This is a genomic window from Brachybacterium sp. AOP25-B2-12, assembly GCF_052378625.1.
GTDB lineage: Bacteria > Actinomycetota > Actinomycetes > Actinomycetales > Dermabacteraceae > Brachybacterium.
In genome coordinates, this window is record NZ_JBQSXW010000004.1 from 13,852 (window position 1) to 31,348 (window position 17,497).

Here is a 17,497-nt window from a genome sequence, read left to right on the forward strand (position 1 = left end):
CGGCCAGGGCTGGTCGACGGGCACTCCCCCGGGTGCCACGTCATCGCGAGGCGCGCGTTCCCCGAGCCGTCGCCGGGGCCTGTCCGTACGCGATCACGGCGCCTGTCAGGGCGGCCGCGGCCATGATGCAGGCGAGCACCACGATCTGGAAGCGGCCCGCCTCGAGCGGGGACAACCCGCCGAAGATCGCGCCGACGAATGCCCCCGGCATCGTGACCAGCCCGGTGGTGCGGGTCTGGTCCGTCGAGGGGATGAGCGCCTCGGTCAGTGCATGGCGGGCGATGGGCGCGGTGGCCTGACGGGGCGTGGCCCCGAGCGCGAGCCACCCCTCGATCTCCCCGCGACGATCCGTCGCCGCCTGCAGGAGCCGACGACCGGTCAGCGTCGCCGTGGCCATGGATCCGCCGATCACGATCCCGCCGATGGCCAGGGCGTACCGCGCGGTCAGCTCGACGGCACCGGTGGCGAACACGGTCAGGAGCGGGACGACGACGCCGATCGCCATGCCCCCGGCCACCGTTTCCAGCCGTCGCCTGCTCCAGCCGAGGCGTCCCGTGCTGGTCGCGGCGGCCGCGGTGAACATGACGAGGAGGCCGACCGCGACCCATGCCGGATGGGTGATCACCCCGGTGAGCACGAGGCTCAGCGCCGCGAGCTGGAGGGTGCCGCGGAGGATCGCGAGCGCCGCGGACCACCGGCGGGGCACCCCGGTCAGGTGGAGCACCACGGTGGTGACGGCCACCAGCACCAGCACGCCGAGTCCTGTGCGGACCAGATCCTCGGTCACCGGCATCCGTGCAAGTCCTCGTCTCGTCCTGGCATCGTCACGATCACGGCCAGGGTAGCGGCCTCGGGACGCGCGGCGATGCTCTCAGGCGACGGACTGTACCCGCACGACGACGTCGACATCGGCCAGGCCGCCGGCGCGCAGTGCTTCGGTCAGGGCGCTCTGCAGGTCCTCGACGACCGACCGCACGGGGTGCAGCGAGCGCACGGCCACCTCGACGAGGAGCCGTCCCTCGACCGGGTCGAGGTGCAGTCCGTACCGGGCGACCGCGGCCGTGCAGCGTATCCGCGCGTCCAGAGTCTGCAGGGTGGTGCTCACCCCCGGTTCGAGAGCCGCGATGCCGGAGACGCCCAGCGCCGTCGCGGCGAGCTGATCGGCAAGGCCCGTCGTGGGCCTCAGCACGGATCCGAGGTCCCGGGCGACAGGATCCGCCTGCTCGACGAGCAGCGGATCGGTGCCGTCGGGACCGGTCTCCAGGGGATCAGGGCTCACAGGATCAGTGCCCACGGGATCGGTGCTCACGGGATCAGTGCTCATGGAGGTCCTCGATGTGGATGTCGATGCGCGGGACGTCCAGCCCCAGCTCGACGCTCAGGGTGGCAGCGATCTCGTCGCGCACGCGCTCGGCGAGCGCGGGCAGGGCCGGCGTGTCCTGCGCCGCGGAGATGCGGCAGACAACGGCCACGGGGAGCCCACGACCGCCGTCACCGGCGGGATCGGCGTGCTCGACGCGGGTCCGCAGACCGCGTGCGCCGGGGACGGCGTCGACGGCCTCGCGCAGGAGCGTGCGCAGCGACAGCTCCGAGACGGTGTACGGGCCGCGAGGGGTGGGCGGCACCTCGATCTGGGCGCCGTGACGCACCTCGGCGCGCACGGCCCCCTTGATCGCCGCGAGCACGCTCGGGGAGACCTGGGCGCTCCGGTCGCCGGACTCGTCCAGGGCGTCCCAGGCGGCGTGCGCGGTGCGCAGCAGCTCCTCGTACTCGGGTGCGGACTCGGCGTCGGCCTCGTCGGGGCGCGGGGACGCGGTCCGTGCGGGCACGGCGCGGGCCCCGCTGCCGGGGTCGTCGGGAGTGTGCATGGTCACCTCCATTCCTCCATCGTCGTGATGATCTGCTGGCGTGCGCGGGCCAGTCGGCCGCGCACGGTGGCTGTCGTGGTGCCGAGCGCCGACGCGATCTCCGCGTACCCCAGTCCTTCGATCTCGCGCAGCACCCACACGGAGCGCAGGGACGCCTCGAGGCCCGCGAGCACGTCCGCGAGGGTGCGCAGCTGCTCCCCCACCACCACGCGGGAGAAGGGGTCGGCCTCGTCGGTCGGCGCATCGCCGCGCGGGCGCTCCTCGGGGAGGTCGACGGGGGCTGTGGCATCGGTCCGTCGACGCGCCCGGGTGCGGACCAGGTCGGTGGCGCGCCGCGAGCAGATCTGCAGGAGCCAAGCGCGGAACGCGGAGGGGTCCTCGAGCAGGCCCTGTCGGCGCCACGCGGTCAGCAGCGTCTCCTGGACGAGGTCCTCGGCATCCGCGCGGTGGCGCACGGTGGCCATCGCCACACGGAAGAGGATGCCCTGGTGGCGGTCGATGAGCGCCTCGAAGGCGGCGACCTCGCCGTCCTGGGCGCGGAGCACCAGGTCGCGGTCCGCGAGCGCGTCGAGGCTCAGGCGGTCGTGGCTCATCGAGGCGCCTCCGTGCACGCTCCGGCGGGAGCTGCGGGGGTGCGTTCCCTCATGCGGCGGGCGCCACGTCGACGCGCTGCTCGTGGCGCGCACGACCGCGCAGATGGATCAGCAGGTCCAGGCGGTCGGGGGCGCGGCCGAGCGACACGGCGCAGTCCTCGGCGAGCCTGGTGCGCAGCGCTGCGGTGACCCAGGCGAGCTCGGCGTCCTCGGACACCGTGGCGTCGGCACGCACGAGGGGGGCCGAGGCCGCGCCGAGCACCTGGACGCCGACGTCCTGCACGCCGGTCAGGCCCTCGGCGCGTTCGGCGAGCGCGCGGGCCAGGACGCCGGGCTCGATGCCGCCGAGGTCCGTGCCCTCGGGGGCGGAGATGCGGAACACCGAGGCCCGCGGGGAGGCGGGGACCTGGGCGATGACGAGCACGAGGCCGAGGATCGCGGCGATCAGGGCCAGGGCGATCCCGACAGGCAGCGCCCAGGCCCGATGTGCCGTGGCGAGCTCGGCGGGCGTCGAGCCGGGCTCGGCGAGCACGGAGCCCCAGCCGGGCAGGTCGGCGGCGGCTCCCGTCGAGGCGATGACGATCCAGGCGCCCGCGGCGAGCGCGAGCAGTCCCACGATCACGAGCGCGCTGCGGTTGCGCGCGGCGGAGACGGTACGCATGGGGAGTCCTTTCTCGGCGGACGGGGGTCCGGAGGGTGGTCAGCGCACCGAGCGGGTGCTGAGGTGCAGGCGGGGCGCCGGGTCCAGGGAGAGCTCCTCGAGCACGTCCCGGGCGGCGTGGCGCGCTCGGGCGTCCACGGCGTCCCGGTCGTCGACCGGGGTGGACACCGCGGCGCGCACGCTCCGTCCGGTCACGTCCACCCGGGCGGCGGACACGCCGTCGACCTGGGACAGCCGCGCGCGGATCCGGCGGGCGAGGTCGCGGTGGGCGATCACGGTCTCTCCGGGCGTCGACGCCGGATCACCGGCGTCGCGGACGACGGCCTGCCCCGGGGATCCGGGGATGATCCCGGCCAGCAGCAGGACGAGCCCGATGATGCCCAGGGCGATCCCGACCGCGAGCACGGTGGGATCGGACAGCGCGGTGGCGCCCACGGTCCGGACGGCCGCGGAGACCTGGGCAGGCCAGGCACCGTCGAGGGCGAAGGAGCCGAGGAGCCAGAGGGCGGTCGCACCGCCGGCCAGCAGCACGAGCCCCAGGATCAGGGCGGGCACGCCGCGGCGCGGACGGTGGCGGAAGGACGGATGTGCCGTGCTCACGAGAGCCTCCTGGCGGTGTCCGAGGGATGCAGCCACGACACGGTGACGTCGAGCCGGGAGACGTCGAGGCCGGTGAGCTGCGTGACCCGCGCGGTGACGTGACGGCGCAGCGCGCCGAGCACCTCCGCGAGCGGGAGCGGGAAGGCGATGCCGACGTCGAGGCGCAGGACCGCGGCGCGGCCGTAGAGGTCGCATTCCGCCGTCGGCGCGCTCTCGAAGTCGCGGCGGGCGCCCAGGCCCAGCAGCCCTCCGGCGGCGGAGCCCACGCGGGGGACCTCCGAGGCGGCCTGGGCGGCGATGCGCGCGACGACGGCGGCGGGGATCGTGGTCGAGCCCCGCTGGTCGACGGGGCGCTCAGCGACAGGGGTGACGGTCATGGCTCACCGCCGGGTGCGGTCGGTGATCCCGCGGATGTCGATCCGTCCGTCGAGCACGAGGCCGACGGCCAGTCCGATGGCGCCGAAGACCAGCACCAGGAAGAACTGCGAGAAGGTGCCGAAGGCCAGTGCCGCTCCGAGCACCAGACCCACCAGCAGCGCGATGTGGGTGTTCTTCATGTTCGTCTCCTGACGGACGGGGTCCCGGGAGCGGCGGGGCCGCTCCCGGGACGGGAGATCAGTGGAGGTCGGCGGAGGACGAGGCGGAGGCGGGCTTGGCGGCGTCCTCGTCGGGGAGGTGGACGTCGGCGACGTTGACGTTGACCTCCACGACCTGCAGGCCGGTGGTGCCCTCGACCTGCTCGATGATGTTGCGACGGATCGCGTTGCCCACGTCGACGATCGAGGCGCCGTACTCGACGACGACGGTCACGTCGATCGCGGTCTGGGTCTCGCCCTTCTCGACGCTGATGCCGCCGGTGACGTTGGTCTGGGCGTTGGGGATGCGGTCGGTCACGGCGTTGAAGGCGCGGCGCGCGGCGTTGCCCATGTCGTAGACGCCGGGGACCTCGCGGGCGGCGATGCCGGCGATCTTCGCGACGACCGTGTCCTCGAGGGTGGTCGTGCCGCGATCGGTCTGCAGGGGTCCGCGAGGCGCCTCGCCGCGTGCCTGCTCGCGGTCGTCCTGGGCCGCGCGGGCGGCGTCCTGCTGGGCGCGATCGTTCTGCTTGCCGGTCTGGGGGATCGAGGACTGGTTCATGGTTCTCTCCTCTGTACGAGCGGGTCCGCGGTGCGAACCATGCGATGTGCTGTAACAGGGAGGACGCCATGACCGACCGGATCCTCACGCGGACCTTCTGTGACTGTCATCACATCCCACCACACCCGCCCGACACCCGGCGCACCGGGCACGCGGGCGGCCCGCCGCCACGGAGTGACGACGGGCCGCTCGCACGGGGACCTCTCCGTCCGGCGCAGGCTCGCGCCGGGTGGAGTTCGCGTCCTCAGTCCACCGGGGTGGCGGGCGCGATCTCGAAGGCCGTCCGCACGAGGTCCGGTCGGGCGTCGGGCCCGGAGCCCTCGCTCTGGCGTCGGTCCCAGACCTCGGCCAGCTGCTGCTTCGTGGAGTCGACGATCTCTGTGGGCAGCACGTGCCGGTAGGCGGTGTCCTCGCCGGTCAGCACCTTCACCGTGGTCTCGAAGACGGGCTCGGGATCGTACTGCTCGTGCGGGAACGCGAGCTTCTCGTAGTCGAAGACCCGCGCGGCAGGATCGTCCCGCCACGTCTTCCAGGTCTCGAACATCGTGTCGTTGAAGCCGGTCAGGAACGGGCCGGGATTGATCGTCGCGACGCGGATGCCGAACTCGGCGAGCTCCTGGTGCAGGGCGTCGGCGAAGGCCTCGACGGCGTGCTTAGACGCCGCGTAGGCGCCCGTGAACGGGTCGGTGGTCAGCCCGGCGACCGCGGACATGAAGACGATGCGGCCGCCGCCCCGCGCGATCATCGACGTCGCGATCCCCTGGGTGAGGAGGACCGGCCCGAAGACGTTGACCTCGAACTGCCGGCGCAGGTGATCGGCCGGGATGTCGACGGTCGAGCCGCCCTCGGAGATGCCGGCGTTGTTGAGCAGGACGTCGACGTCCCAGGCCTGCGCGGCCTCGCGGTCGTCGGGGTCGGTGACGTCGAGCTTCTCGACCCGCAGCGCGACACCGCGCTCCGTCGCCGCCGCGCGCAACGCGGTGACCTGGGCGATGATCTCGACCCCGGCGATCACGTCGTGCCCCGCCTCGGCCAGGCGCAGGGAGACCTCCTTGCCGAATCCGGTGCCTGCTCCGGTGATGAGGATGGTGCTCATGGTCCTGCTTCCTTCCGTCGTCGGGTGGTGGTCGAGATGGCGCCGCGGTGCGCGGCGCCGCATCATGCGTCGATGGTGCGCAGTGCGGAGGCGGCCGCGTCCGCCACGGTCGCGTCCTGATGCTGGGTGCCGCCGCTGACGCCGACGGCTCCGACGATCGTCCCGTCCCGATCCGTCAGCGGGACACCTCCGGCGAAGACGAGCACGCGACCATGGTTCGACAGCGCCATGCCCCAGAACTGGCCGTCAGGTCGGGTGTCGGGAGCGAGGTCCACGGTCGCGGCGCGGTAGAAGGCGCTCGTGAAGGCCTTGTCGATCGAGTGCTCGATGCTTCCGAGCTGCGCGTCGTCCATCCGGATGTGCGCCACCAGGCTGCCGCCGACATCGACGACCGCCACGTTGCTCGGCGATCCGATCGCCTCCGCCCGGTGCTCGGCCGCGGCGATGACCCGTCGCGCATCGTCCAGGGTGATGGTCTTGAGGTCTCGCACGGCGTCTCCTCCATGTCGCCGGTGGATGGCTTGCAGTCGCCGGTGGATGGCTTGCAGACGCGTTCCACGCTATCGGGACGCCCCGTGGCGAGGGCGCGCCGGAGCGACGGGACGATCCGAGCTTGACCTCGTCGCCCCTGCGTACGGGGGCCGCGCTGCGCCCGGATGCTCCTCACCTCACAGTCCGGGACCGGATGGTCGAACCGGTGCGTCCGGTCCCGTGATCAGCCGTGCAGCAGCGACGAATGCTCGGCCTCGCGCACGGAGCGGGTCTCGAGCTGGATGGTCGAATGCTCGAAGGACACGGGGAAGTGCCCGGCCACGCAGGCGCGGATGTCGGTGAGGATCTGCGGCGCGTGCCCGCAGTCGAAGCACTCGTCGCGCACGACCACGTGGGCCGAGAGGATGGGCAGGCCGCTTCCGATCATGGACGCGTGCAGGTCGTGGACCTCCAGCACGTGGTCGAGCTCGAGGACGTGACGCCGCACCTCGTCGAGGTCCACCCCGCTGGGCGTGTACTCCATGAGGATCCGGAAGGTCTCGCGCAGGAGGCGCAGGGCCCGCGGCACGATGAGGGCCGCGATGAACAGCCCCGCGAGGGCATCAGCGCGCTGGAACCCCGTGGTCGCGATGACGATCGCCGCCACGATCACGCCCACGGAGCCCAGGGCGTCGCCGAGGACCTCGAGGAACGCGGCGCGCAGCGAGAGGCTCGAGCCGCGGCCCCCCGCGAGCACGAGCAGCCCCACGACATTGGCCACGAGGCCGATGATCCCGAAGACCAGCAGCTCCGTGGAGGGGACCTCCGGCGGGGAGGACAGGCGGCGGATCCCCTCGATGGCCGCGTAGGTGCCCACGACCACCAGCAACGTCGACTGCGCCAGGGCAGCGATGACCTCGATCCGGGCGAAGCCCCAGGTCCGGGCGCTGCTCGCGGGGCGACGCACGATCACCGCGGCGATCAGAGCCACGAGCAGACCGGAGGCGTCGGCCACCGCGTGCGCGGTGTCGGTGAGCAGGGCGAGGCTCCCGGTGATGACGCTGCCGATGGCCTGCGCCACGACGATCACGGCCGTCAGCGCGAAGGCGATCGCCAGCCGGGGCAGCGCGGCCCCGGCGCCATGGGAGTGGGCGCCATGGGAGTGGGCATGCGCGCCGTGCGGGTCGTCCGCCCGGCCACCCTCGTCGCGACCGTCCCGAGCGCCCGGGCCCTGGGACGTCCCGCCGTTCACGACGCTCCCCCGTCGGACGAAGCATCGGCCTGCGCGTCGGACCGCTCATGAGCGCTCCGGGTGGGCACGCCCCCGGTCGCGGCGAGCAGCGCGTCCGCGGCGGTCGCGAGCGCATCCAGCGCCCCGGGATCGCTGAGGCGGCACCAGGAGGCCCGTCCCTCGCTGCGCACCTGCACCAGGCCGGCGTCCCGCAGGCACGCGAGGTGGACGCTCACCGTCGACTGCGCGAGGTGCATGTGCTCGACGAGGTCGCGCACCCGGTGCTCCCCGGACGCGAGGTGGCCCAGCAGCGCCAGGCGCGTCGGGTCCGAGAGGGCGTGGAACAGCACGCCGTGGGCCTCGCTCCACGTCCCGGCGGCCGGGTGCCCGCGACCGGTCGTGGCGGCCTCCCCGTCCCGCGCCCCGACCACAGCTTTGATCGACATACGACGATGATATCGCTCAGCTCCGATTCCGGAAGGGGGCGAGCACCGCCGTCCGGACCCCCTAGAGTGACCTCCACTGACACCGTCGTCATGAGGAGGACCCTGCCGTGTACAACCTCTCCGTCGTCCTGGAGGACAGCGCCCGCACCCACCCCGACCGGGTGGCCCTCGTGCTCGGGGACACGCGCCTGACGTACGCGCAGGTCGACGCCGCCGCGTGCCAGGTCGCCCACTACCTCGTCGAGCTCGGTGTGCGGCCCGGTGATCGGGTGGCCCTGACCTGTCCGAACCTCCCCTACTTCCCGATCGTGTACTTCGGCGCGCTCAAGGTGGGCGCGGTCGTCGTGCCCCTGAACGTGCTCAACAAGGCCCGCGAGGTGACCTACTACCTCGACGACGCGAGCGCCTCCGTCTACGTCTGCTTCGAGGGCACGCCCGAGCTGCCCATGGGGGCCGCGGGCCACGCGGGCGCCCAGGCGGCCCGGCGCACGCCCGCCTTCGTGCTCATCACCGCGGATCCCGCGGACCCGGGCGGCATCGAGGGGGCGACGACGCTCGGCGCCGCGATCGCCGGGCGGCCCACGACCTTCGAGACCGTGCAGCGCGCCGAGACCGACACCGCCGTCGTGCTCTACACCTCCGGCACGACCGGGCGCCCCAAGGGCGCCGAGCTCAGCCACTCCAACCAGCTCATGAACGCGCTGGTGTGCAACCGCCTGTTCGAGAGCCGACCCGCCGGCGACGTGCACCTCGTGACGCTGCCCCTGTTCCACACCTTCGGCGCCACGGTGCAGCTCACCGCCGGCTTCTCGATGGCCGCGACCCTGGTGCTGCTGCCCCGCTTCGACGCGGCCACGGCACTGGCCCTGCTGGTCCGCGAGGAAGTCACGTTCTTCGCGGGCGTCCCGACGATGTGGTGGGCGCTGCTGGGGGCCCTGCGCGAGGGCGTGGACGTCGCCCCGATCGCCGAGACCCTGCGGATGGGCGTCTCGGGCGGGGCGGCCCTGCCGGTGGAGATCCTGCGGGAGGTGCGGGAGAAGCTGGGCGTGAGCATCATGGAGGGGTACGGGCTCTCGGAGACCTCCCCGGTGGCGTGCTTCTCCCTGGCCGACAGGCCCCGGCCCGGCTCGATCGGGGTGCCGGTGTGGGGCATCGAGTGCCGCCTGATCGATCCCGCGAGCCCCGACTGGGCCGAGGTCACGGAGGTCGGCGCCGTGGGTGAGCTCGCGGTGCGCGGGCACAACATCATGACCGGCTACCTGGACCGTCCCGAGGACACGGCAGCGGTCATGCGCGACGGCTGGTTCCGCACCGGCGACCTCGCCCGCATCGACGAGGAGGGCTTCTACTACATCGTCGACCGGTCCAAGGACATGATCAACCGCGCCGGGTACAACGTGTACCCGCGCGAGGTCGAGGAGGTCCTGATGAGCCACCCCGAGGTCTCGCTCGCCGCCGTGATCGGCGTGCCCGCCGAGGGCGTGGGCGAGGACGTCAAGGCGTTCGTGATCCTCACCGACGAGGCGAGCACCACCGCCGAGGAGCTGCGGGCCTGGGCCAAGGAGCAGATGGCGGCCCACAAGTACCCCCGGGAGGTGGTCGTGGTCGATCAGCTCCCGATGACCTCGACGGGCAAGATCCTCAAGCGTGAGCTGTCCTGAGTCCGCCGCCCGCGGGCGCTCACGCCTGCGGCGCGTCGGGCTCCGGGGGAATCCGGACGACGATCCGACCGGTGCCGTGGCCCGCGAGGAGCTCCTCGGCCCGGTCGCGCGCCCGGTCCAGCGGGATCGTCGTCGTGAGGCCGTCGAGGACCGCGGGGTCGAGATCGGCCGCCAGGCGCTCCCAGACGAGCTGACGCTCCGGGAGCTGCAGGTGCGGGGAGTCGATGCCGAGCAGGGAGACGCCGCGGAGGATGAACGGCATCACGGTGGTCTCCAGCCGCACACCCGCGGCCATCCCGTAGGCGGCGACCGCACCGCCGGTGCGCACGGTCGCCAGGGCCCCGGCGAGGACGTCGCCGCCGGCGCCGTCGACGACGGCGGCCCAGCGCTGCCGGGCGAGCGGGACGGTGGTCGAGGACAGCTCGGACCGGTCGATCACCTCGGCCGCGCCGAGCGCCTCCAGGCGCGAGCGCTGGGCGTCGACCCGCCCGCTCGCGGCGACCACCGTGTATCCGGCGCGGGCGAGCAGGGCGATCGCGATGCTGCCCGCGCCGCCGCTCGCACCCGTCACCAGCACGGGCCCCGCGTCCGGCACGAGGCCGTGGCGCTCGAGCGCCGTGACGGCCATCGCGGCGGTCACCCCGGCCGTGCCGATCGCCGCGGCCTGCGGGGCGGTGAACTCCTCGGGCACGTGGACCAGCTGGTCCGCGGGCACGCGGGCCATCCCGGCGAGCCCGCCGTGGAGCGTCTCCCCGAGTCCGGCCCCGTCCAGCGTCACGCGGTCCCCCGGGCTGAACCGCGGATCCTCCGAGGTGGTCACCGTCCCGGTCAGGTCGATGCCCGCGATCAGCGGGAGACGCCGGGCGACGCCGAGTCGTCCCCCGAGCGCGAGGGCGTCCTTGTAGTTCAGGCTCGACGCCTCGACCCGCACGGTGACGGGCAGCTCGTCGAGGTCCGCGAGGGACCACTGCTCGAGCTCGACGCGGTTCTGCCCGCGCTCGGCGGCATCGGCGTGCTCCTCCGGGCGCAGGACCCAGGCGGGGAAGGTGGTCATCGCGGCCTCCGGGCATCTCGACGGTGAAGGGCCGGTCGCACAGCGCCGGCGCGTCCCCCACTCTGCCACCGCCGGACGCCTCGCCGCGTCCTCCACGGGACCTCCCCGAATGTCGCTTGTAGCACGGGCTCGCGCGACGGACGATGCCTCCATGCTCCGTGTCTGCATCCTCCTCCTGCGGATCTGCCTGGTCGCCGTCGTGCTCGTCGTCGGTCTGCTGCAGGTCACGATCGTCCCCGTGCTCGGCCTCGAGATCTCCCGGGAGTCCGGGGCGTTCTCCGCGCGGTTCGTCTACCCCGCGTTCGGGATCCTGTGCTGGCTGAGCCTGGTGGTCGCGGTGGTGTGCGTGTGGGTGCTGCTGGGACGGGTGTGGCCGGGCACGGTGTTCTCCGCGTCCTCGGTCCGCTGGGTCGAACGGATCATCGTCGCAGCGTCCGTCCCCACCGCGGCCTGCTTCCTGCTGGCCGTGTACGTGTACCTCGTCGTCGAGCCGCCGTCGGACGCCCCGGGGCTGGTGGCGATGGCGCTCGGCGGCCTGGGCGTCACGGGCGCCCTCACGCTGGGGGCAGTCGTCCTGCGCGCCGTGCTGCGCGACGCCACGGCCCTCGTGGCCCGGCGTCCCGTCTCCGATCCGCCGGTGCCTGCATGACGCCCGAGGACCTCGTGGCGGGGCCTCGCGGGCGGCGCCTGCTCCTGGCGCTCGCCGAGCCCGGCGCGACCCAGGAGGCCCGCGACGCCCTGTTCGACGCGAGCTCGCGTCGTGATCCGTACAGCGTGACGGTGTGGTTCCGCGGCGAGCCGGGGTCCACGCGGATCGACGGCCCGACACAGGATCCGGGACCGTCCCACGATCCCACTCTGCGGGATGTGAACGACCTCCTGCTCGCCTCGCCCCTGCCCGCGATCACCCTCCCGCGGCTGCTGTCGGCGCTGTCCACGTCGACGGACGCCACCATGCCGTGGCAGGAGCCCGACGGGACCGATGCGCTCGCGGCGGACCCGGCGATGCGCCGTGCCCTGGATCGCCTCGCCCACCACGTCGCGTCCTCCGTGCCATCCTGGTGGAGCGGTGGCGCGCGCGAGGCGGGCACGCAGGTCGAGATCCGCTGGGACGACGTTCCGGTGATGTTCGACCTCGACCGGGAGGGCATCGTGTCCGAGCTCTCGACCTGGCGGTACGACGCGGTCCGCTGGGAGGCCGAGCAGCGCGAGCAGCGCCGGGCGCATCCCTTCGTGCGCCCCTCCGGCATCTGGTGGTCCACCCCGCCGCGCACCCTCGCGTGGACCTCCCGGCACCTGCCCGGGCTCTGGCCCCTGGGGCTCTCTCTCCAGGAGGACGACCACGGCTGGCAGAGTGCCGAGGTCACGGAGGTGACCACGCCTGCGGAGGCGCGGGTGCTGGTCGTCGACGGTCCCGAGGACTGGGCGGCCCTGTGCCGCACCGCGGCGCTCGACGTCACGGCGACCAGCGGTGACGACTGGGAGCGCAGCACCGGGACGGAGGAGAGGAGCCTGGGTCGACGCGAGGACGAGCAGCTCTGGGTCCGCCCCGACTGGTCCCACGTCGCCGAGCACGCCGACGCCGTCCACGTGAGCATCCGCGGGTACCTCACGACCGCCGGGCGTGCCATCGACCTCGGCGACGGGCGCGCGAGCGTTCTGGCGGGGTGGGCGCCGGATGCCACCGTGTGGTTCGTCCCGCAGGTCGAGCGCGCCGGGTCCCTACGCACCTACGCCCGCGACGACGACGGACGCTGGCACCCTGCGGCGTGAGCGGACGGGCCACCTACCGCACGGTCCATGCCCGATGCGACGCTGACCTGCGATGTCGTCGTCCCGTGTGACGCCCCGTGCCCGGGACGCTCGACCGCACGCCTGCTGGCTGGGACGGTGGACCCCACGGGCTCCGGCCTCCGACGCCGCATCCGGTGTCCCGTCCGGAGCCGACGCACACTCCCAGGAGGCTGCTGCATGACCACCTACGACCACCTCATCATCGGTGGCGGCCAGGTCGCCGACGATGCCTCGCGAGGGATCCGCGAGCTCGACCACGCCGCGAGCATCGGGATCCTCAGCGCCGATCAGGATGCGCCCTACACCCGCCCCGCGCTGTCCAAGAAGCTGTGGACCGATCCGGACTTCGGGGTGGACCAGGTCCCCCTGGGCACCGCCGAGGACACGGGCGCCGCGTTGCACCTGGGCATCGAGGTCGTCGGCATCGATCGCACGGCCCGCACCGTCCGCACGTCCGACGGCGAGGAGTTCGGCTACGGGCACCTGCTGCTGGCCACGGGCTCCGTTCCCCGACGGCTCGACGGCCCCGAGGACGACCGGATCCTCGTCTTCCGCTCCCTCGAGGACTACCGGCGGCTGCGCGATCTCGCCTCCACGTTGGGACCCGACGCGCCGTTCGTGGTGATCGGCGGCGGCTACATCGGCAACGAGCTCGCGGCGGCGCTCGTGACGAACGATGCCTCGACCATCCTGGTCCACCCCGACGAGGTGCTGCTGGGCACGAAGTTCCCCCGCGACCTCGCCCAGCGGTACCAGAAGCTGTTCGAGGACGCGGGCGTGCACCTCGTCGCCGGGCGCCACGCGGAGAGGATCACGACCGCCGGAGACGCCTTCGCGGTGGTCCTCGAGGACGGCACCGAGCTCGAGGCCGCCGTCGTGGTCGAGGGGCTCGGCGCGACGCCCGCCGTCGACCTGGCGCGCGCCGCGGGCCTGACGGTGGACGACGGCGTGGTCGTCGACGCGCACCTCGTGACCTCGGATCCGGCGATCTGGGCGGCCGGCGACATCGCGGAGTACCCGGACCCGATCCTGGGCCGCACCCGCGTCGAGCACGTCGACAACGCCCGCGAGATGGGCCGGGCGGCAGGCCGTTCCATGGCCGGTGACCCCGAGCCGTACACCCACACCCCGTTCTTCTACTCCCAGGTCCTCGGACTGCGGTGGGAGGCGGTGGGGACCCTGGACTCCTCGCTCGAGACCGTCGAGGACCTGCTGGACGAGGACCGCCGGGTCGTCTACTACCTCGATGCGGACGAGCGCCCCGTCGGGGTGCTGCTGTGGAACGTCGAGGGGGCCCGCGACGCCGCGCGCGATGTGCTGCGGGAGGCGCCGAGCGGCAGGGGGGCGCTCATCGGTCGCATCCGCTGAGATCCGGCGGGGTCCGGGGGTCGCCGAGCGCTCGCGCCCGCCCGCGCCGGGAGCCGCCGGCGCGGGATACTGCCAGGGCCGCGACCGCCCGTCCCTGAGGAGACCCCGTGGACCACATGCTCACCGACCTGTTCGCGCTCGACATGAGCGCCTGGGAGAAGGTCGCCCGGACGATCGGCGTCTACCTGGGGCTGCTGGTGCTGCTGCGGGTGTTCGGAAAGCGCCTCATGGCGCAGATGAACAGCCAGGACCTCGTGGTGGTGCTGCTGCTGTCCAACGTCGTGCAGAACGCCGTGATCGGCACCGACAACTCCTTGATCGGCGGTCTGCTGGGGGCCGTGGTGCTGGTCGTGGCCAACTGGCTCATCGATGTGATCGCGCATCGGTTCCCGGCGGTCGACGTGCTGCTGTCGGGGCGCGCCACGCCGGTGGTCACCCACGGGGTGCCCGACAGGGCAGCGCTGCGTGACCTGTCGATCACCGAGAGCGAGCTCGGTGCGGCCCTGCGCCACCAGGGGGCCGATGCGGTCTCGGAGGTGCGCTCGGCGACCATCGAGCCCGGCGGCTCCGTCCTCGTGGACCTCGAGCCGTCCGAGCAGAACCTCTCCCGCGGGGAGTTCGCCGCCGCGATCGAGTCCCTGCGCGAGCATCTCGACACCCGGATCGATCAGCTCGCGACGGACCGCGACCGCTGATGCGGCACGGGCCCGTCGCCGCGGATCAGCTCTTCTGCTGACCGGCCAGGAAGTCGCCCGCGCCGCCCACGAGCTCGACGTGCCCGGTGGGGACGTCCGCCGTCGCGGCGGCCGCGACCTCGGCGGCGAACTCGGCGACCGAGTACAGACGACCGGCGGCCTCACGGCGGGCCTCGAGGGCGCCGGGCTGAGCACGGTTGAGCAACGTGGCGGTGACGGTGCCCTCGATCATGTCGCCCGAGACGATCACGAGGGAGATCCCGCGCTCGGTGAGCGCGGGGATCTCCGCGACGAGGGCGTCCTCGCCGGCGCGCTTGGACAGCGCGACCTGCTCGTACTGGGGCATCGTCTCGACGTCGCGGATGAAGTGCGCCTGGTGGCTGGTCACGAAGACCACGCGGCCGCCCTCGGTCATGAGCTCGGTGCCGGCGCGCAGGGCGTCCAGCTGGGCGTCACGGTTCAGGCGCAGGGCATAGTCCTCGCCGAGGTCGGCCTCCATGCCGCCCGAGGCGTTGAGCACCAGCACGTCCAGGGAGCCGAAGGTGTCGACGGCTGTGCGCATCATCGTGCGGACGTCCGCGGGGTCTGTGAGGTCCGCACCCACGGCCACGGCGTGCCCGCCCGCCTCCTCGATCTTCGTGACGACCTTGTTCGCCCTGGGTGCTTTCTGGCGGTAGTTGACGACGACGTCGGCACCCTGGGCGGCGAGGAGCAGCGCGGTGTCGGCACCGACGCCGCGGGAGGAGCCGGTGACGACGGCGGTCTTCCCTGCGAGGGGCTGGTCTGCGAGGGGCGTGATCGCGCTCATGGTTCTCCTGAGGTTCGGGGCCGGTCTCGTCCGGCGCGGGGGATCGGATCGAGGGTACCGGGGGACGGCGCCCCGAGGGTGCCCGAGCGCCCGACGCAGCGGAGCTCGGGCGTCCGAGCACCCGACGTACGGGCGCGCCAGGGCCCGGTGCTCAGGCGCCGGGGCGCTCCGCGCCGCGGGCGGGCAGCCGCATGCCCAGCGAGGGGTCCGCGTCGACGAACCTCAGGCTCTCGTAGAGGCGCCGGCCGGGAGGATCTGCCATGAGGGTGATGTACGGATCCGCCGGGGCGACCGCACGGATCCGGCCGAGCAGGTCCTCGAGGACCCGGCGCCCCAGCCCGCGGCGCTGATGTGCCGGGTCCGTCGCCATGTCGGCGAGGTGGAAGTACCAGCCGCCGTCCCCGATCACCCGTCCCATCGCGATCAGCGTCCCCGCCTCGTCGCGCACGGTGGTCCACGCCCAGGAGTGCACGACCGCGGGTCCGGCCTGTGCCGTACTGATGGGGGTCAGGCCCGCGATGCGCCGCAGGTGGACGTACTCGGGTACGCGCGGTGCCTCGTGGCCGAGCTCGGTGCCGGGCTCGACGGAGGGTTCGGGCTCGCGGGACATGGCTCGATGGTGCCACGGCGAGACGATCCCTCGGCCAGAGGACCCCGCCCGCGCCGCGCGACCCGAGGACCACGTGGCCCCCGGGAGATCGCGTCCGGCCGCGCCCCGGGGATGCCTGGCCGACGACCGCTCCCCGGGGATACTGGGACGATGCGCTCCCCGGATCCTGACACCCCGTGTCCCTGCGGATCCGGGGACCGGTTCGCGGTGTGCTGCGGTCCGATCCTCGCGGGACGCCCGGCCCCCACTGCCGTCCAGCTCATGCGCTCGCGATTCACGGCGTATGCCGTGGGGAACGACGCGCACGTGCTGCGCACCTGGCATCCCTCGACCCGCCCGTCCGCGGCGGACCTCGCACGGTCCCGGCACGAGGTCCCGGTCTGGCGCCGCCTGGTGGTGCACCGCCAGGAGCAGGGCGGCCCGTTCGACGACCACGGGATCGTCGAGTTCACGGCGCTCGCACGCGACGCCGACGGTGCCTCCCTGCGGCTGCACGAGACCAGCCGCTTCGACCGCGAGGACGGCACCTGGACGTACGTCGACGGGGACGTCACCCCCTGACGGACGATCCGCGGCGATCCGCCGTCGGACACGTGCAGGCCCCGGCCCAGGACATCCCGGGCCGGGGCCTGCTGTGCGCGAGCGGGCGATCTCGCGCGTGATCGTGTCGAGCGCTGGTGCCGGGCCCTCAGCGGCGCTTCGCGGCCAGGACCGCGAGGCCACCGATCAGTCCGACCGTGCCGATGACGCCGCCGGCCACCGCTGCAACGTGGGGCACGACGTAGCTGCCGTCATCGGCGACGAAAAAACTCCGGACGACCTGCACGGTCTCGTTCTTCCAGCGGGTCACGGCATTCTTGGGGTTCACCCTGTCGACGAGCTCGTCGATGTCCGAGGCGAGGTTGTCCTGACGTCGGACCGCCTCGTCGCGCAAGCCCTCGAGACTCTCCGCATGCTTCTTGGCCACGGGGCCCTCCCGTCCTGATGGTCGTTGGTGTCGTGTGCGATGGTACAGCCCCGCAGGTCCGGCCCCGCGATCGCTGTAACCTGGAGCGGCGCGCGAGTGGCGGAACTGGCAGACGCGCCGGATTTAGGTTCCGGTGCCCGAGGGCATGAGGGTTCGAGTCCCTTCTCGCGCACCACGGTCGGTCGCGGGTCCCGAGGGCCGCACATGCCGTCCGGCCCGGTGGGAACCTCGACGCGACGACGGGTTACGCTCGTCCGGTGCCCCTGCCCCCGCCCCGCGATCGTGCATCGTGCCGCCTCCTGGCCCGGCGCGCGCACGTCCCGACGCGACGGCTGCTGACGACCCTGTCGGGAGGCACCAACGGCTGGCTCAGCTGCTGGGGGACGACGGCGCACGGCGAGATCGCCGGCTGCCCGCCTCCGCGGGGGTGACGCGCC

General features: G+C 73.2%; 23 protein-coding genes and 1 tRNA gene. 7 read left to right on the forward strand and 17 right to left on the reverse strand.

What is annotated here, in order from left to right; genetic code table 11:
- Positions 1–40: 40 nt before the first annotated feature.
- The 13 genes from ACT3TZ_RS04000 to ACT3TZ_RS04060 form a co-directional block, all read right to left on the reverse strand.
- Positions 41–793 carry an ABC transporter permease gene (locus tag ACT3TZ_RS04000; protein WP_444582100.1) on the reverse strand — a complete coding sequence of 251 codons (753 nt, stop codon included), beginning with the start codon at positions 791–793 and terminating at the stop codon, positions 41–43.
- 78 nt (positions 794–871) lie between these two features.
- Complete coding sequence (locus ACT3TZ_RS04005) at positions 872–1,324, reverse strand: hypothetical protein (protein ID WP_444582101.1); 453 nt, start codon at positions 1,322–1,324, stop codon at positions 872–874.
- A complete protein-coding gene (locus ACT3TZ_RS04010; RefSeq protein WP_444582102.1) occupies positions 1,314–1,868 on the reverse strand; it encodes a hypothetical protein in 555 nt (184 codons plus the stop codon). Before ACT3TZ_RS04010 ends, ACT3TZ_RS04005 begins: the two co-directional genes overlap by 11 nt.
- Before the next feature lie 2 nt (positions 1,869–1,870).
- Positions 1,871–2,461 carry an RNA polymerase sigma factor gene (locus ACT3TZ_RS04015; protein WP_444582103.1) on the reverse strand — a complete coding sequence of 197 codons (591 nt, stop codon included), beginning with the start codon at positions 2,459–2,461 and terminating at the stop codon, positions 1,871–1,873.
- Between the two features lie 49 nt (positions 2,462–2,510).
- Entirely contained in the window at positions 2,511–3,122 is a 612-nt protein-coding gene (locus ACT3TZ_RS04020; RefSeq protein ID WP_444582104.1) for a hypothetical protein, read from the reverse strand.
- 39 nt (positions 3,123–3,161) lie between these two features.
- Positions 3,162–3,722 carry a DUF6286 domain-containing protein gene (locus tag ACT3TZ_RS04025; RefSeq protein ID WP_444582105.1) on the reverse strand — a complete coding sequence of 187 codons (561 nt, stop codon included), beginning with the start codon at positions 3,720–3,722 and terminating at the stop codon, positions 3,162–3,164.
- Entirely contained in the window at positions 3,719–4,099 is a 381-nt protein-coding gene (locus ACT3TZ_RS04030) for an Asp23/Gls24 family envelope stress response protein (protein WP_444582106.1), read from the reverse strand. The genes ACT3TZ_RS04025 and ACT3TZ_RS04030 overlap by 4 nt, the downstream gene beginning before the upstream one ends.
- 3 nt (positions 4,100–4,102) lie before the next feature.
- On the reverse strand, positions 4,103–4,279 hold the full coding sequence (locus ACT3TZ_RS04035; RefSeq protein WP_444582107.1) for a hypothetical protein: 177 nt from the start codon (positions 4,277–4,279) through the stop codon (positions 4,103–4,105).
- Between the two features lie 58 nt (positions 4,280–4,337).
- The gene (locus ACT3TZ_RS04040; protein WP_444582108.1) at positions 4,338–4,859 is read right to left on the reverse strand and encodes an Asp23/Gls24 family envelope stress response protein; all 522 of its coding nucleotides are present in this window, start codon (positions 4,857–4,859) and stop codon (positions 4,338–4,340) included.
- A gap of 244 nt (positions 4,860–5,103) precedes the next feature.
- On the reverse strand, positions 5,104–5,955 hold the full coding sequence (locus tag ACT3TZ_RS04045) for an SDR family oxidoreductase (protein WP_444582109.1): 852 nt from the start codon (positions 5,953–5,955) through the stop codon (positions 5,104–5,106).
- Between the two features lie 62 nt (positions 5,956–6,017).
- Entirely contained in the window at positions 6,018–6,446 is a 429-nt protein-coding gene (locus tag ACT3TZ_RS04050; protein ID WP_444582110.1) for a GlcG/HbpS family heme-binding protein, read from the reverse strand.
- A 224-nt stretch (positions 6,447–6,670) separates the two neighbouring features.
- Positions 6,671–7,552: a cation diffusion facilitator family transporter gene (locus ACT3TZ_RS04055; RefSeq protein WP_444582285.1), complete on the reverse strand. Its 882-nt coding sequence runs from the start codon at positions 7,550–7,552 to the stop codon at positions 6,671–6,673.
- Between the two features lie 122 nt (positions 7,553–7,674).
- The gene (locus tag ACT3TZ_RS04060) at positions 7,675–8,103 is read right to left on the reverse strand and encodes an ArsR/SmtB family transcription factor (RefSeq protein WP_444582111.1); all 429 of its coding nucleotides are present in this window, start codon (positions 8,101–8,103) and stop codon (positions 7,675–7,677) included.
- A gap of 107 nt (positions 8,104–8,210) precedes the next feature.
- Here ACT3TZ_RS04060 and ACT3TZ_RS04065 point away from each other — a divergent pair, with 107 nt between their 5' ends.
- Positions 8,211–9,764 carry a long-chain-fatty-acid--CoA ligase gene (locus tag ACT3TZ_RS04065; RefSeq protein WP_444582112.1) on the forward strand — a complete coding sequence of 518 codons (1,554 nt, stop codon included), beginning with the start codon at positions 8,211–8,213 and terminating at the stop codon, positions 9,762–9,764.
- 19 nt (positions 9,765–9,783) lie between these two features.
- Here ACT3TZ_RS04065 and ACT3TZ_RS04070 read toward each other — a convergent pair whose 3' ends face one another.
- On the reverse strand, positions 9,784–10,818 hold the full coding sequence (locus ACT3TZ_RS04070) for an MDR family oxidoreductase (protein ID WP_444582113.1): 1,035 nt from the start codon (positions 10,816–10,818) through the stop codon (positions 9,784–9,786).
- 151 nt (positions 10,819–10,969) lie between these two features.
- On the opposite strand from ACT3TZ_RS04070, the gene ACT3TZ_RS04075 reads away from it, so the two are divergent.
- From ACT3TZ_RS04075 to ACT3TZ_RS04090, 4 genes are all read left to right on the forward strand, one after another.
- A complete protein-coding gene (locus ACT3TZ_RS04075; protein WP_444582114.1) occupies positions 10,970–11,467 on the forward strand; it encodes a DUF2975 domain-containing protein in 498 nt (165 codons plus the stop codon).
- A complete protein-coding gene (locus tag ACT3TZ_RS04080; protein WP_444582115.1) occupies positions 11,464–12,591 on the forward strand; it encodes a hypothetical protein in 1,128 nt (375 codons plus the stop codon). The genes ACT3TZ_RS04075 and ACT3TZ_RS04080 overlap by 4 nt, the downstream gene beginning before the upstream one ends.
- A gap of 198 nt (positions 12,592–12,789) precedes the next feature.
- A complete protein-coding gene (locus ACT3TZ_RS04085; RefSeq protein WP_444582116.1) occupies positions 12,790–13,980 on the forward strand; it encodes an NAD(P)/FAD-dependent oxidoreductase in 1,191 nt (396 codons plus the stop codon).
- 116 nt (positions 13,981–14,096) lie between these two features.
- Positions 14,097–14,675 (forward strand): DUF421 domain-containing protein, encoded by a 579-nt coding sequence (locus ACT3TZ_RS04090; RefSeq protein ID WP_444582286.1) that lies wholly within the window; start codon positions 14,097–14,099, stop codon positions 14,673–14,675.
- Between the two features lie 25 nt (positions 14,676–14,700).
- On the opposite strand, the gene ACT3TZ_RS04095 is transcribed toward ACT3TZ_RS04090, so the two are convergent.
- Together ACT3TZ_RS04095 and ACT3TZ_RS04100 are read right to left on the reverse strand one after the other, a co-directional pair.
- Positions 14,701–15,483 carry an SDR family oxidoreductase gene (locus ACT3TZ_RS04095; RefSeq protein WP_444582117.1) on the reverse strand — a complete coding sequence of 261 codons (783 nt, stop codon included), beginning with the start codon at positions 15,481–15,483 and terminating at the stop codon, positions 14,701–14,703.
- 151 nt (positions 15,484–15,634) lie between these two features.
- Positions 15,635–16,093, reverse strand: a complete 459-nt coding sequence (locus ACT3TZ_RS04100) for a GNAT family N-acetyltransferase (RefSeq protein ID WP_444582118.1) — start codon at positions 16,091–16,093, stop codon at positions 15,635–15,637.
- 150 nt (positions 16,094–16,243) lie between these two features.
- Between ACT3TZ_RS04100 and ACT3TZ_RS04105 the strand changes: the two genes are divergently transcribed.
- Positions 16,244–16,654 (forward strand): YchJ family protein, encoded by a 411-nt coding sequence (locus ACT3TZ_RS04105; RefSeq protein WP_444582119.1) that lies wholly within the window; start codon positions 16,244–16,246, stop codon positions 16,652–16,654.
- A gap of 127 nt (positions 16,655–16,781) precedes the next feature.
- Here the strand turns inward: ACT3TZ_RS04105 and ACT3TZ_RS04110 are convergent, their stop codons facing one another.
- Positions 16,782–17,060, reverse strand: a complete 279-nt coding sequence (locus ACT3TZ_RS04110; RefSeq protein ID WP_444582120.1) for a DUF3618 domain-containing protein — start codon at positions 17,058–17,060, stop codon at positions 16,782–16,784.
- Positions 17,061–17,150: 90 nt separating this feature from the next.
- On the opposite strand from ACT3TZ_RS04110, the gene ACT3TZ_RS04115 reads away from it, so the two are divergent.
- A tRNA-Leu gene (locus tag ACT3TZ_RS04115) sits at positions 17,151–17,235 on the forward strand.
- Positions 17,236–17,497: the final 262 nt, after the last annotated feature.

Bases quoted from the DNA above. Each gene is read 5' to 3' on its own strand.
- ACT3TZ_RS04005 (WP_444582101.1), bottom strand. From the start codon at position 1,324: ATGAGCACTGATCCCGTGAGCACCGATCCCGTGGGCACTGATCCTGTG.
- ACT3TZ_RS04040 (WP_444582108.1), bottom strand. From the start codon at position 4,859: ATGAACCAGTCCTCGATCCCCCAGACCGGCAAGCAGAACGATCGCGCC.
- ACT3TZ_RS04105 (WP_444582119.1), top strand. From the start codon at position 16,244: ATGCGCTCCCCGGATCCTGACACCCCGTGTCCCTGCGGATCCGGGGAC.
- ACT3TZ_RS04045 (WP_444582109.1), bottom strand. From the start codon at position 5,955: ATGAGCACCATCCTCATCACCGGAGCAGGCACCGGATTCGGCAAGGAG.
- ACT3TZ_RS04095 (WP_444582117.1), bottom strand. From the start codon at position 15,483: ATGAGCGCGATCACGCCCCTCGCAGACCAGCCCCTCGCAGGGAAGACC.
- ACT3TZ_RS04100 (WP_444582118.1), bottom strand. From the start codon at position 16,093: ATGTCCCGCGAGCCCGAACCCTCCGTCGAGCCCGGCACCGAGCTCGGC.
- ACT3TZ_RS04030 (WP_444582106.1), bottom strand. From the start codon at position 4,099: ATGACCGTCACCCCTGTCGCTGAGCGCCCCGTCGACCAGCGGGGCTCG.
- ACT3TZ_RS04080 (WP_444582115.1), top strand. From the start codon at position 11,464: ATGACGCCCGAGGACCTCGTGGCGGGGCCTCGCGGGCGGCGCCTGCTC.
- ACT3TZ_RS04060 (WP_444582111.1), bottom strand. From the start codon at position 8,103: ATGTCGATCAAAGCTGTGGTCGGGGCGCGGGACGGGGAGGCCGCCACG.
- ACT3TZ_RS04085 (WP_444582116.1), top strand. From the start codon at position 12,790: ATGACCACCTACGACCACCTCATCATCGGTGGCGGCCAGGTCGCCGAC.
- ACT3TZ_RS04090 (WP_444582286.1), top strand. From the start codon at position 14,097: ATGCTCACCGACCTGTTCGCGCTCGACATGAGCGCCTGGGAGAAGGTC.
- ACT3TZ_RS04035 (WP_444582107.1), bottom strand. From the start codon at position 4,279: ATGAAGAACACCCACATCGCGCTGCTGGTGGGTCTGGTGCTCGGAGCG.
- ACT3TZ_RS04020 (WP_444582104.1), bottom strand. From the start codon at position 3,122: ATGCGTACCGTCTCCGCCGCGCGCAACCGCAGCGCGCTCGTGATCGTG.
- ACT3TZ_RS04070 (WP_444582113.1), bottom strand. From the start codon at position 10,818: ATGACCACCTTCCCCGCCTGGGTCCTGCGCCCGGAGGAGCACGCCGAT.
- ACT3TZ_RS04000 (WP_444582100.1), bottom strand. From the start codon at position 793: ATGCCGGTGACCGAGGATCTGGTCCGCACAGGACTCGGCGTGCTGGTG.
- ACT3TZ_RS04015 (WP_444582103.1), bottom strand. From the start codon at position 2,461: ATGAGCCACGACCGCCTGAGCCTCGACGCGCTCGCGGACCGCGACCTG.
- ACT3TZ_RS04075 (WP_444582114.1), top strand. From the start codon at position 10,970: ATGCTCCGTGTCTGCATCCTCCTCCTGCGGATCTGCCTGGTCGCCGTC.
- ACT3TZ_RS04010 (WP_444582102.1), bottom strand. From the start codon at position 1,868: ATGCACACTCCCGACGACCCCGGCAGCGGGGCCCGCGCCGTGCCCGCA.